Source organism: Pseudogemmobacter sonorensis, assembly GCF_042762395.1.
In the GTDB taxonomy this organism is placed as follows: Bacteria; Pseudomonadota; Alphaproteobacteria; order Rhodobacterales; family Rhodobacteraceae; genus Pseudogemmobacter; species Pseudogemmobacter sonorensis.
This window is the reverse complement of record NZ_JBEFZE010000022.1, coordinates 53970-65770: the sequence shown is the minus strand read 5'-3', so window position 1 is coordinate 65770 and position 11801 is coordinate 53970. Positions and strand designations below refer to the sequence as shown.

Here is an 11801-nt window from a genome sequence, read left to right as displayed (position 1 = left end):
GAAGCTGCGCTTCGCCATCCGCGAAGGCGGCCGCACCGTCGGCGCCGGCGTCGTCGCCAAGATCATCGCGTAATCAGGATGAAACGGAGGCGGGCATAAAAACCCGCTTCCGAACATCGAAGGGAAATCAGATGTCTGGACAAACCATCCGCATCCGGCTCAAGGCCTTCGATTACCGCGTCCTGGATGCCTCGACGCAGGAAATCGTAAACACCGCCAAGCGGACCGGCGCGCAAGTGCGCGGCCCGATCCCGCTTCCGAACAAGATCGAGAAGTTCACCGTTCTCCGCGGTCCGCACATCGACAAGAAGTCGCGTGACCAATGGGAAATCCGCACCCACAAGCGGCTTCTCGACATCGTTGACCCGACCCCGCAGACCGTGGACGCGCTGATGAAGCTCGACCTCGCCGCCGGTGTCGACGTCGAAATCAAAGTGTAAGGGGGCATCACGATGCGCTCTGGAGTTATCGCAAAGAAGCTGGGCATGACCCGGCTGTTCCTGGAGGACGGCAAGCAGGTTCCGGTCACGGTCCTGCAACTTGACGGTCTTCAGGTCGTGGCCAACCGCACCGCCGAAAAGGATGGCTATACCGCCGTCCAGCTTGGCGCGGGCTCGGCCAAGGCCAACCGCACCACCGCCGCGCAGCGCGGCCATTTCGCCAAGGCGAATGTCGCGCCCAAGCGCAAGCTGGCCGAGTTCCGGGTCAGCCCCGAGAACCTGGTCGAAGTGGGCGCCGAGATCTCGGCCGACCACTATGTCGCGGGCCAGTTCGTGGATGTCGCGGGCACCTCGATCGGCAAGGGCTTTGCCGGTGCGATGAAACGCCACAACTTCGGCGGTCTGCGCGCCTCGCACGGCGTGTCGATCTCGCACCGCTCGCATGGTTCGACCGGCCAGTGCCAGGACCCCGGCAAGGTGTTCAAGGGCAAGAAGATGGCGGGTCATCTGGGGGCCGTCCGCGTCACCACGCAGAACCTGCAAGTGGTCAAGACCGACGCCGAGCGCGGCCTGATCATGATCAAGGGCGCGGTCCCCGGCGCTGCCGGCGGCTGGGTCACCATCAAGGATGCCGTCAAGAAGGCTCCGTTCGCCGACGCGCCGCGTCCGGCCGCCATCAAGGCCGCCGGTGCTGTCGCCGAGGCCGCTCCGGCTGCCGAGACGGCGGTCGAAGGGGGTGAAGCATGAAACTCGACGTGATCAAGCTCGACGGATCCAAGGGCGGTTCCATCGACCTCGACGAGGCGCTGTTCGGCCTTGAGCCGCGCGCCGACATCCTGCACCGCGTGGTGCGCTGGCAGCGCGCGCGCGCGCAGGCTGGCACCCATTCGGTTCTGGGCAAGTCGGACGTCAGCTATTCGACCAAGAAGATCTACAAGCAGAAGGGCACCGGCGGCGCACGCCACGGTTCCAAGAAGGCCCCGATCTTCCGTCACGGCGGCGTCTACAAGGGGCCGACGCCCCGCAGCCACGCCCATGAGCTGCCGAAGAAGTTCCGCGCGCTTGGCCTGCGCCATGCGCTTTCGGCGAAGGCCAAGGCCGGTGAGCTTGTGATCCTCGACAGCCTCGCGCTGGCCGAGGCCAAGACCGCGGCCCTCGCCAAGACCGTCAAGGAACTGGGCTGGAAGCGCGTTCTGGTCATCGACGGTTCGGAAGTCGACGCGAATTTCGCGCTGGCGGCCCGCAACCTCGAAGGCATCGACGTGCTGCCGACCATCGGTGCCAATGTCTATGACATCCTCAAGCGTGACACCCTGGTGATCACCAAGGCGGGTGTCGAAGCCCTGGAGGCCCGACTGAAATGACCGCGAAACCCGAACATTACGATGTGATCCGCAAGCCGGTCATCACCGAGAAGGCCACGCTTGCCTCGGAAAACGGCGCGGTGGTCTTCGAGGTCGCCCTGACCGCGACCAAGCCGCAGATCAAGGAAGCGGTCGAGGAAGTCTTCGGCGTCAAGGTCAAGGCGGTGAACACCACCGTGACCAAGGGCAAGGAAAAGCGCTTCCGCGGCCGCCTGGGCGAGCGCAGCGACCGCAAGAAGGCCTATGTGACCCTTGAAGAGGGCCATTCGATCGACGTGTCGACCGGCCTCTGAGCGATCCATACCGACAAGGCAAGGCCCCCGCCGAATGGCGGGGGCCTTTGCTTTGCGGCTTGGGTGTCTGTTTGGGGGACGGGGCCGTCATTGAACTTCAAGGCCGCCTGGGCGACAAGTTCAGTCGGCGAGTTCACCAAAAGGTCGATGCGGCCGGCTCAAGCAATCATTCTTGTCGTTGCCGAGCTTCGGTCGCCCCGCAGCAAGCGACGCAAAACCAATGGGAGCCCCGCGCCGCCGCATTCCCCGATGCATCGAGGCAAGGAAAAAACCGCCTTCCCCATTGCCGCCCCGGCACCCTTCTGCTACTGACGCGCCACGCCAGCAGCCCCGGATTCGTCCGGGGCTCTTGGTTTTGTTCGAATCGATGCAGTTTCACATCGGTGCGAACCAGCAGTCGGGGATCTTCGGAGCCCTTAACCCCGGATCTTCACCGCAGCCCGCAACGGCAAGGTGACGGTCCTGAAGCAAACGGAAGACAGCAAACATGGCACTCAAGTCGTATAAGCCGACGACGCCTGGCCAGCGCGGGCTGGTTCTGATCGACCGTTCGGAGCTGTGGAAAGGCCGTCCTGTCAAAGCCCTCACCGAGGGTCTGAACAGCCAGGGCGGACGCAACAACACCGGACGTGTCACGGTTCGCCATCAGGGTGGCGGGGCCAAGCGCCTTTACCGGATCGTGGATTTCAAGCGCCGCAAATGGGACGTCGCCGCCACCGTCGAGCGGATCGAATATGACCCCAACCGTACCGCCTTCATCGCGCTGGTGAAATATGAGGATGGCGAGCTTGCCTATATCCTCGCGCCGCAGCGTCTCGCCGTCGGCGACAGCGTCCTCGCGGGCGCCAAGGTCGACGTCAAGCCCGGCAATGCGATGCCCTTCTCGGGGATCCCGATCGGGACGATCGTCCACAATGTCGAGCTGAAGCCCGGCAAGGGCGGCCAGTTGGCCCGCGCGGCGGGCACCTATGCCCAGTTCGTCGGCCGTGATGGCTCCTATGCCCAGATCCGCCTCTCCTCGGGCGAACTGCGCCTGGTGCGCCAGGAATGCATGGCGACCATCGGCGCCGTGTCGAACCCCGACAATTCGAACCAGAATTTCGGCAAGGCCGGCCGCCTGCGTCACAAGGGCGTCCGCCCGACCGTCCGCGGCGTCGCGATGAACCCGATCGACCACCCGCACGGCGGCGGCGAAGGCCGCACCTCGGGCGGCCGTCACCCGGTCACGCCCTGGGGCAAGCCCACGAAGGGCGCGCGCACCCGCACCAACACGTCGTCGGACAAATATATTGTCCGGTCGCGTCACGCCAAGAAGAAAGGGCGCTGATCCATGGCACGTTCCGTCTGGAAAGGCCCGTTCGTCGATGGTTATCTGCTGAAGAAGGCAGAGGCCTCGCGCGCCTCGGGCAAGAACGAGGTGATCAAGATCTGGTCGCGCCGTTCGACCATCCTGCCGCAATTCGTCGGCCTCACCTTCGGGGTCTACAACGGCAAGAAGCACGTCCCGGTTGCGGTGACCGAAGACATGATCGGTCAGAAGTTCGGTGAATATTCTCCGACCCGCACCTATTACGGCCATGTCGCCGACAAGAAAGCCAAGAGGAAGTAAGCCATGGGTAAGGAAAAGAATCCGCGCCGCGTGGCCGAAAACGAGGCTCAGGCCATCGCGCGCATGCTGCGCACCAGCCCCCAGAAGCTGAACCTTGTCGCCGGTCTGATCCGCGGCAAGAAGGTGGAAAAGGCGCTGGCCGACCTGACCTTCTCCAAGCGCCGCATCGCGGGCGAGGTGAAGAAGGTGCTGCAATCCGCGATCGCCAATGCCGAGAACAACCACGGCCTCGATGTCGACAACCTTGTCGTCGCCGAAGCCTGGGTCGGCAAGAACCTGGTGATGAAACGCGGCCGTCCGCGGGCACGCGGCCGGTTCGGCAAGATCATGAAGCCGTTCAGCGAAATCACCATCAAGGTGCGTCAGACCGGGGAGTCGGCATAATGGGTCAGAAGGTCAATCCGATCGGCATGCGTCTTCAGGTCAACCGCACCTGGGACAGCCGCTGGTTCGCTGAATCGAAAGACTACGGCAATCTCCTGCTGGAAGATCTCAAGATCCGCGAGTTCATCCACAAGGAAGCCAAGCAGGCCGGCATTTCCAAGGTCGTCATCGAGCGTCCGCACAAGAAATGCCGCGTCACCATCTATGCCGGCCGTCCCGGCGTGATCATCGGCAAGAAGGGCGCCGATATCGAGATCCTGCGCAAGAAGCTGTCGGCTTTCACGAAATCCGAACTGCATCTCAACATCGTCGAGATCCGCAAGCCGGAAGTCGATGCCCAACTGGTGGCCGAGTCGATCGCCCAGCAGATGGAGCGTCGGGTGTCCTTCCGTCGCGCCATGAAGCGCGGCGTGCAGAACGCCATGCGGATGGGCGCGCTCGGGATCCGGGTCAATGTCGCGGGCCGTCTCGGCGGCGCCGAGATCGCCCGGACCGAATGGTATCGCGAAGGCCGCGTGCCGCTGCATACCTTGCGTGCCGACATCGACTACGCGCTGTCCGAGGCCGAGACCCCCTACGGGATCATCGGCGTCAAGGTCTGGATCTTCAAGGGCGAGATCCTTGAGCACGATCCGCAAGCGCATGACCGCCGTCTGGCCGAAGCCGCGGAGGGCCCGTCTTCGCGCGGTCCGCGCCGCGAGCGCGGCGACCGCGAACGCGCGTAAGGAGTAGAGAAAGATGCTGCAACCGAAGCGCACCAAGTTCCGCAAGATGCACAAGGGCCGGATCTCCGGCGAGGCAAAAGGCGGCTTCCTTCTGAACTTCGGCTCCTTCGCCCTCAAGGCGACCGAGCCGGAGCGCGTCACCGCCCGCCAGATCGAAGCGGCCCGCCGCGCGATCACCCGCCATATGAAGCGTCAGGGCCGGGTCTGGATCCGGATCTTCCCGGACACCCCGGTTTCCTCGAAGCCGGTCGAAGTGCGGATGGGTAAGGGCAAGGGTTCGGTCGATTACTGGGCCTGCAAGGTCAAGCCGGGCCGCATCATGTTCGAGATCGACGGCGTCGCCGACGATATCGCTCGTGAGGCGCTGCGCCTTGGCGCCATGAAACTGCCGGTCCAGTCCCGCATCGTCGCGAAGGAAGACTGGTAAACCCGGATGGGCCGCGCGCCCGCCCGGTGAGAGACACGGCCCCCGGCGAGACGCTCGCCGGGGGCCTTTCCCTGTCCGTCGCCCCATTTTCCGCAGGAAACCCGCCATGGCCGAGATCGCCTCCCTGTTCGTCACCCGCCTTTACCGCGCCAAGCTGAACGAGCTTTCGCGCCGCAAGGTCGATTACCAGGAACTGCTTTCCTCTTGCGAGGCCATCGCCGGGGATGACGAGGCGGGCCAGGACTGGTGCGAGGCCAATGGCTATCCGGGCTATACCTCCTATGCCTCGCTCGACGATCTGCCCTGGCGCTTTCCGATCTTCGGCGATCTGGTCAAGGCGCTGGACAAGCATGTCGCGGCCTTCTGCGACGATCTGGGGTTCGACCTGAAGGGCCGCAAGCTTAAATGCGACAGCCTCTGGATCAACATCCTGCCCGAGGGCGGCACCCATGCCAGCCATATCCACCCGCATTCGGTGATCTCGGGCACGACCTATGTCGCCATGCCCGAGGGCACTTCGGCCCTGAAGCTGGAGGACCCCCGTCTGGCGATGATGATGACGGCGCCGGTGGTGCGGAAAGAGGCCGCGCCCGAGTTGCAGCGTTTCGTCTATGTCACCCCCGAGGTGGGCGAGGTGCTGCTGTGGGAAAGCTGGCTGCGCCATGAGGTGCCGATGAACCTGTCCGAGGAGGAGCGGATCTCGGTCAGCTTCAACTACGGCTGGGGCTGAGGTCCCGGCGCTGCGGGGGGATGCCGCCGACCGCAGGGACCCTTAGGCCGGTGCGCTGCCGGATGCCCTCCGCCCGATGGGTGCAGGGCCCAATCGGGCGAAAGCCCGCTCCGATCCGGGCCGGCCTCTCAGCAAGTCCCGCAGACGGCTCCGCAGACGGCCCGGTGGAGGGCTGTGATAACCGGATGGAAACAGCCCCGCGGGCAATGCCCGAGGAAAAGCCCCATGCCAAAAGAAAAGGCCCGCAGGACGCGGGCCTTTTCCGGGTGAAGAGAGGGCCGGGGATCAGAACCAGCCGGTGACCTTCTGCCAGACCGACTTCTTCGCGGGCGCGGCAGAGGCGGCGGCGACGACGGCCGGGGCCTCGGCGGCGGCCTCGGCGCTTTCCCCGGCCTCGGCCAGTTCCGGCAGCGGCTCGCCTTCGAAATGCTCTTCCTCGGCGGTCACTTCGGCGGCGGCGACGGTCGCCTCGGTGATGCCCTCGATCGCGTTCAGCGCGGCCAGGGTGGCCGGGCCCGCCAGGCCGTCGGCGACAAGGCCCTTCTCGGCCTGGAAGGCCTTGAGCGCCTTTCCGGTGCCCGGGCCGAAGGCGCCGTCCGCCGTCACGCCAAGCGCGGTCTGAAGCTTCTTCACCGCCTCGCCCTTCAGGCCCCGGCGCAGCAACACCAGCTCCGGCAGGCCGATCGCGGTGAAGGTATCGGGGCCGGCGATCCCGTCAGCGGCCAGGCCGTTGGCGGCCTGGAAGGCCTTGAGCGCCTTCTCCGTGCCGGGACCGAAATCCCCGTCCGCCGTCACGCCAAGCTTTTCCTGAAGGCGTTTCACCGGGGCGCCCTTGAGCCCTTTCTTGAGAATCGACACGCTATTAATCCTTCCTCAACTTGCGTGGCCACGCGCCACGCGCGCGATCCTAGCAGATCCCGGGGCAGGAAGGCGACCGGCTTTGCGCGCCGGTTGCGGCGGCTTGCCACCGAGGCGCGGGAAGGGGGGCGGAAAAGGGCAGGGCGGCAGGCCGGGGCCCGCCGCCTTGGGATCTGCGCGTCGAGACAGGGCAGGGGGCCAGGGGTTCGGACCTCCGGCCCCGCGGCCCTCAGCCCTAGGACGCCTGACCCCAGACATCCGGCGTGGTCGAGGCCTGTTCCATCGCGATGCGGATATCGCCGATCTCCAGCCCGGTGACGCCGTTCAGCCGGATCACGCCCTGCCAGGATTGCCCGGTGGCGGGATCGGTATAGTCGAGGACGAGGTCGGAATAGCCCTCGGCCGGATGGCTCTCGATCCGCGCGCCGGTGTAGTCGAGCTGCGCCTCGGTCCCCAGAACCACGGCCAGCGTGTCCTCGGCGGGGTCGAAATCCATGATGGTGATGCCGGTCGCGGGGGTATCGGCATCGGGCGCGTCCACCGCCCGGATCAGAAGGCCGATCTCGTCCTGGCCCGCGCCGCCATGGATCTCGATCCCGCCCAGGTCGTCGCCGGAGAGGCTGCCTGCGGCATAGATCGAATCCGCGCCCTCGCCGCCGCGCAGGGTGTCGCCGGAGGTGGCGTCGCCCTGCCGGTCGAGTTCGAGGAGGTCGTCGCCCGTGCCGCCGACGATCAGCGTGCCGCCCGAAGAGGTGGCCAGCAGCATGTCGTTCCCCGCACCGCCGAAGAGGGTCGTATTGGCGCCGACCGTCTGGATGTAATCCTCGCCCTCCATGCCGACGAAGGTCGAATCCGAGGCGTTGCCGACATAGATGTCGGTGCCCGCGCCCATGAAGACGGTGACGCCGCTGGCCGGCCCGTTGGGGGCGGTCAGGGTGCCCATCGTGGTCTCGATCCGAAGTGGCGGGCCGTAGAACACGTCGTCGCCGTTGGTGCCGCCATAGGTGCCGCCGGTGCCCAGCACCAGATTGCCGAGACTGTCGCGCGAAGGGGTCAGCAGATCGCCGTCCCGGAACGTGGGCGCCTCGGGATCGGGCGTGACCGGCAGGAGCGGGTCGGCGGGGGGCGGGGTCTCGGGCGTCGTCGGTTCGGGCTCCGGCTCGGCGGGTTCCGTGGGGGCGGGCTCGGCGGGTTCCGGTTCGAAAGGTTCCGGTTCGGGCTCCGGTTCCGCGGGCTCGGGCTCCGGCTCGACTGGGGGCGGCGTTTCCGTATCGTCGTCTTCGCCCTCGGGGAAGGGGTCGGGGGCCCCGGGATCCTGGGGCTCGCCCTCCGGCAGGTCTTCGTCCTGCGGATCCTTGTCTTCCGGATCCTTGTCTTCCGGATCCTCGGGATCGAGCGGGATGATCGCGCCGCCGTCGTCCATGGGGGGCGCGTCCTCGCCGTGCTCGTCGTCATCCTTCAGATCGTTGACGGCCATATAGCCGAAGCCCAGACCGAACATGGCAATAAGTGCGACCTCGAACAATGGAGTTCTCCATCCAAATACAATCCGGTCCCGATGCCGGAGTTTGGTTAATTCCTTGCACCAGTGCTGTGGAGACATCGGGGCGGCATTGTGGCAAGGGCAAGAAATCCCGGGGCCGTGTCCCTTGTCGGCTCCTGAGAGGGGCGCCGGGCCCCTGCGCCGCATTGCGGGGGGGGGGCATGGCGCGGGACCGGGCCGCGCCCGCGACGGAAATACGGGATCGGGGCGGGGGACGGGAATAATCCTTGCTCTCGGGGGCGGGGTCCTGTAGTGGGACGCATCCACGGTTCCGGGGCGACTCGGACTCGTGGCATTTCATTGATCCACCAGGCCCATGGTGACCCTCGCGCGAAGATGGCAGGGGCCCTCTGGTGAATGTAAAGGATAAAGGCGGATGAGCGCCAAGGAACTGACCGGGAAAACCCCGGACCAACTGCGTGACACCCTTGTCGCGCTGAAGAAGGAAGCGTTCAACCTGCGCTTCCAGCAAGCGACCAACCAGCTTGAGAACACCGCCCGCATGCGCGCCGTGCGCCGTGAAGTGGCCCGGATCAAGACCGTTCTCGGCCAAAAAGCCGCTGAAGCTGCGAAGTAAGGAAGAACGAAGATGCCCAAGCGTATCCTGCAAGGCACCGTGACCTCGGACAAGAACGAACAGACCGTCACCGTTCTGGTCGAGCGTCGCTTCAAGCACCCGCTGCTGCAAAAGACCGTGCGCAGCTCGAAGAAATACCGCGCCCATGACGCGGAAAACAAATTCAAGGTCGGCGACAGCGTCCGCATCGAGGAATGCGCGCCGATCTCGAAGACGAAGCGTTGGAAAGTGGTGGTCGAGGCCTGAGCGATCAGTCCTCTCCATCGCTCTGACTTTATGAGCGAAACCCCGGGGCGGTCCCGCATTGGCCGTCCCCGAAGGTCGGGAGAAACCAAATGATCCAGATGCAAACGAATCTGGATGTTGCTGACAACTCCGGCGCGCGCCGGGTGCAGTGCATCAAGGTTCTGGGCGGCTCGCACCGCCGTTATGCGTCCGTCGGCGACATCATCGTGGTGTCGGTGAAGGAAGCGATTCCGAAGGGGCGCGTGAAGAAGGGCGATGTCCGCAAGGCCGTCGTCGTGCGCACCGCCAAGGAAGTCCGCCGTGAAGATGGCACCGCGATCCGCTTCGACCGCAACGCCGCCGTGATCCTGAACAACTCGGGCGAGCCGGTCGGCACCCGTATCTTCGGGCCGGTGGTGCGCGAGCTGCGCGCCAAGAACTTCATGAAGATCATCTCGCTTGCGCCGGAGGTGCTGTAATGGCTGCGAAACTCCGCAAGGGTGACACGGTGGTCGTGCTCACCGGCAAGGACAAGGGCAAGCAGGGAGAGATCACCTCGGTCGCGCCCAAGGCCGGGAAGGCCGTGGTCGATGGCGTGAACATCGCGATCCGCCACACCAAGCAATCGGCCGGTTCGCAAGGCGGGCGCATCCCGCAGGCGATGCCGATCGACCTGTCGAATCTTGCCCTCTTGGACAAGAACGGCAAGGCCACCCGCGTCGGCTTCCGCGAGGAAGACGGCAAGAAAGTGCGCTACGCCAAGACCACCGGGGAGGCGATCTGATGCTTGACACCGCAACCTATACCCCGCGTCTGAAGGCCGAATACAAGTCGAAGATCCGTGCCGCCATGAAGGAGGAATTCTCCTACAAGAACGACATGCAGATCCCGCGGCTTGACAAGATCGTCCTGAACATGGGCGTCGGCGAGGCCGTGAAGGAAACCAAGAAGGTCAAGCAGGCCGCCGAGGAGCTTTCGCTGATCGCCGGCCAGAAGGCCGTCATCACCAAGGCCAAGAAGTCGATCGCCGGCTTCCGTGTGCGCGAAGAGATGCCGCTTGGCACCAAGGTCACCCTGCGCGGCGACCGGATGTATGAATTCCTCGATCGGCTCATCAACGTGGCTCTGCCCCGCGTCCGCGACTTCCGCGGCGTGAAGGGCACCAGCTTCGACGGCAGTGGCAACTACGCCATGGGCCTGAAAGAGCATATCGTGTTCCCGGAAATCAACTTCGACAAGGTCGACGAGGTTCTGGGCATGGACATCATCATCTGCACGAACGCCAAGACCGATGCGGAAGCGAAGTCGCTGCTGAAGCACTTCAACATGCCGTTCTCGGCCTGATCGCGAGGAACCTGATTTATGGCAAAGAAATCCATGGTGAACCGCGAGGTCAAGCGCGCCAAGCTGGTGAAGCAATACGCTTCCAAGCGCGCCAACCTGAAGGCGGTGATTGAAGACCAGTCGAAGCCCATCGAGGAGCGGTTCGCCGCCACCCTCAAGCTGGCCGAACTGCCCCGTAACTCGTCGGCCGTGCGGATCCACAACCGCTGCCAGCTGACGGGCCGTCCGCATGCGTATTATCGCAAGCTGAAACTGTCGCGGATCATGCTGCGCGAACTGGCCTCGTTCGGCCAGATCCCCGGCATGGTCAAGTCGAGCTGGTAAGGGAGCGAACAGATGCCTGTGAATGATCCCATCGGCGATATGCTGACCCGCATCCGCAACTCGCAGCTTCGCGGCAAGTCGACCGTCGTCACCCCGGCCTCGACCCTGCGGGCGCGGGTGCTGGACGTGCTGCTGGCGGAAGGCTATATCCGCGGCTACGAGAAGGCCGAGACCGCGAACGGTCAAGGCGAATTCACCATCTCCCTGAAATACTACGAGGGCGAGCCGGTCATCCGCGAATTGAAGCGGGTCTCGAAGCCGGGCCGCCGCGTGTATATGGGCGTGGAGCAACTGCCCTCGGTCCGCAACGGGCTGGGCGTGGCCATCGTCTCCACCCCGAAGGGGGTTCTGTCGGATGCGAATGCACGGGCTGCCAATGTTGGCGGCGAAGTGCTTTGCACCGTGTTCTGAGGAGGGTGGAATGTCCCGTATCGGCAAGAAACCCGTCCCGCTGGCGAAAGGCGTCACCGCCTCGCTTTCGGGCCAGACCATCGAAGTGAAGGGCCCCAAGGGCACCCGCAGTTTCACCGCGACCGACGATGTCACCATCGCGATCGAGGGCGAAGAGGTGAAGGTGACCCCGCGCGGCCTCTCGAAGCGCGCGCGCCAGCAATGGGGCATGACCCGCTCGATGATCGAGAACCTCGTGACCGGCGTCACCACCGGTTTCAAGAAAGAGATGGAAATCTCGGGCGTCGGCTATCGTGCCGCCGTTCAGGGCAATGTCCTGAAGCTTTCGCTTGGCTTCTCGCATGAAGTGAACTTCGAAGTTCCCAAAGGCGTCACCGTGACCTCGGCCAAACCGACCGAGATCACCGTCGAGGGGATCGACGAGCAACAGGTCGGCCAGGTCGCGGCGAATATCCGCGAATGGCGGCGCCCCGAGCCCTACAAGGGCAAGGGGATCCGCTACAAGGGCGAGTTCATCTTCCGCAAGGAAGGCAAGAAGAAGTAAGGG

At 64.9% G+C, this 11801-nt stretch carries 21 protein-coding genes; 19 read left to right on the top strand and 2 right to left on the bottom strand.

What is annotated here, in order from left to right:
• The 11 genes from ABNX41_RS15095 to ABNX41_RS15045 all read left to right on the top strand — a co-directional run.
• Positions 1–73, top strand: a 73-nt coding sequence (locus ABNX41_RS15095) for an EF-Tu C-terminal domain-related protein (RefSeq protein WP_438670557.1), incomplete at its 5' end; no start/stop codon positions are given.
• Positions 74–131: 58 nt separating this feature from the next.
• Positions 132–440, top strand: coding sequence for a 30S ribosomal protein S10 (gene rpsJ / locus ABNX41_RS15090; protein WP_323040393.1), 309 nt, complete (start codon positions 132–134; stop codon positions 438–440).
• A gap of 12 nt (positions 441–452) precedes the next feature.
• On the top strand, positions 453–1187 hold the full coding sequence (gene rplC, locus ABNX41_RS15085) for a 50S ribosomal protein L3 (protein ID WP_438670554.1): 735 nt from the start codon (positions 453–455) through the stop codon (positions 1185–1187).
• Positions 1184–1804, top strand: coding sequence for a 50S ribosomal protein L4 (gene rplD, locus ABNX41_RS15080; RefSeq protein ID WP_438670553.1), 621 nt, complete (start codon positions 1184–1186; stop codon positions 1802–1804). Before rplC ends, rplD begins: the two co-directional genes overlap by 4 nt.
• Complete coding sequence (locus tag ABNX41_RS15075; RefSeq protein ID WP_438670552.1) at positions 1801–2097, top strand: 50S ribosomal protein L23; 297 nt, start codon at positions 1801–1803, stop codon at positions 2095–2097. The genes rplD and ABNX41_RS15075 overlap by 4 nt, the downstream gene beginning before the upstream one ends.
• Positions 2098–2584: 487 nt before the next feature.
• Complete coding sequence (gene rplB, locus ABNX41_RS15070) at positions 2585–3424, top strand: 50S ribosomal protein L2 (RefSeq protein WP_438670551.1); 840 nt, start codon at positions 2585–2587, stop codon at positions 3422–3424.
• A gap of 3 nt (positions 3425–3427) precedes the next feature.
• On the top strand, positions 3428–3706 hold the full coding sequence (gene rpsS / locus ABNX41_RS15065) for a 30S ribosomal protein S19 (protein ID WP_438670550.1): 279 nt from the start codon (positions 3428–3430) through the stop codon (positions 3704–3706).
• 3 nt (positions 3707–3709) lie between these two features.
• On the top strand, positions 3710–4090 hold the full coding sequence (gene rplV, locus ABNX41_RS15060; protein ID WP_423290570.1) for a 50S ribosomal protein L22: 381 nt from the start codon (positions 3710–3712) through the stop codon (positions 4088–4090).
• Positions 4090–4815: a 30S ribosomal protein S3 gene (gene rpsC, locus ABNX41_RS15055; RefSeq protein WP_438670549.1), complete on the top strand. Its 726-nt coding sequence runs from the start codon at positions 4090–4092 to the stop codon at positions 4813–4815. Before rplV ends, rpsC begins: the two co-directional genes overlap by 1 nt.
• Before the next feature lie 13 nt (positions 4816–4828).
• Positions 4829–5242: a 50S ribosomal protein L16 gene (gene rplP, locus ABNX41_RS15050; protein WP_438670548.1), complete on the top strand. Its 414-nt coding sequence runs from the start codon at positions 4829–4831 to the stop codon at positions 5240–5242.
• A gap of 106 nt (positions 5243–5348) precedes the next feature.
• Positions 5349–5972, top strand: coding sequence for a TIGR02466 family protein (locus ABNX41_RS15045; RefSeq protein ID WP_438670547.1), 624 nt, complete (start codon positions 5349–5351; stop codon positions 5970–5972).
• 285 nt (positions 5973–6257) lie between these two features.
• On the opposite strand, the gene ABNX41_RS15040 is transcribed toward ABNX41_RS15045, so the two are convergent.
• Positions 6258–6830 (bottom strand): peptidoglycan-binding domain-containing protein, encoded by a 573-nt coding sequence (locus ABNX41_RS15040; RefSeq protein ID WP_438670546.1) that lies wholly within the window; start codon positions 6828–6830, stop codon positions 6258–6260.
• 235 nt (positions 6831–7065) lie between these two features.
• Positions 7066–8355: a calcium-binding protein gene (locus ABNX41_RS15035; RefSeq protein WP_438670545.1), complete on the bottom strand. Its 1290-nt coding sequence runs from the start codon at positions 8353–8355 to the stop codon at positions 7066–7068.
• A gap of 394 nt (positions 8356–8749) precedes the next feature.
• On the opposite strand from ABNX41_RS15035, the gene rpmC reads away from it, so the two are divergent.
• The 8 genes from rpmC (at position 8750) to rplF (ending at position 11798) form a co-directional block, all read left to right on the top strand.
• Positions 8750–8950, top strand: coding sequence for a 50S ribosomal protein L29 (rpmC, locus tag ABNX41_RS15030; protein ID WP_438670544.1), 201 nt, complete (start codon positions 8750–8752; stop codon positions 8948–8950).
• Between the two features lie 12 nt (positions 8951–8962).
• A complete protein-coding gene (rpsQ, locus tag ABNX41_RS15025) occupies positions 8963–9196 on the top strand; it encodes a 30S ribosomal protein S17 (protein ID WP_438670543.1) in 234 nt (77 codons plus the stop codon).
• An 89-nt stretch (positions 9197–9285) separates the two neighbouring features.
• Positions 9286–9654, top strand: a complete 369-nt coding sequence (gene rplN / locus ABNX41_RS15020) for a 50S ribosomal protein L14 (RefSeq protein ID WP_438670542.1) — start codon at positions 9286–9288, stop codon at positions 9652–9654.
• On the top strand, positions 9654–9959 hold the full coding sequence (rplX, locus tag ABNX41_RS15015; RefSeq protein WP_438670541.1) for a 50S ribosomal protein L24: 306 nt from the start codon (positions 9654–9656) through the stop codon (positions 9957–9959). The genes rplN and rplX overlap by 1 nt, the downstream gene beginning before the upstream one ends.
• Entirely contained in the window at positions 9959–10519 is a 561-nt protein-coding gene (gene rplE, locus ABNX41_RS15010; protein WP_438670540.1) for a 50S ribosomal protein L5, read from the top strand. The genes rplX and rplE overlap by 1 nt, the downstream gene beginning before the upstream one ends.
• An 18-nt stretch (positions 10520–10537) precedes the next feature.
• On the top strand, positions 10538–10843 hold the full coding sequence (gene rpsN, locus ABNX41_RS15005; protein WP_438670539.1) for a 30S ribosomal protein S14: 306 nt from the start codon (positions 10538–10540) through the stop codon (positions 10841–10843).
• A 12-nt stretch (positions 10844–10855) separates the two neighbouring features.
• Positions 10856–11254 (top strand): 30S ribosomal protein S8, encoded by a 399-nt coding sequence (rpsH, locus tag ABNX41_RS15000; protein WP_438670538.1) that lies wholly within the window; start codon positions 10856–10858, stop codon positions 11252–11254.
• A gap of 10 nt (positions 11255–11264) precedes the next feature.
• Positions 11265–11798, top strand: a complete 534-nt coding sequence (gene rplF / locus ABNX41_RS14995) for a 50S ribosomal protein L6 (protein ID WP_438670537.1) — start codon at positions 11265–11267, stop codon at positions 11796–11798.
• The last annotated feature ends 3 nt before the right edge of the window (positions 11799–11801 follow it).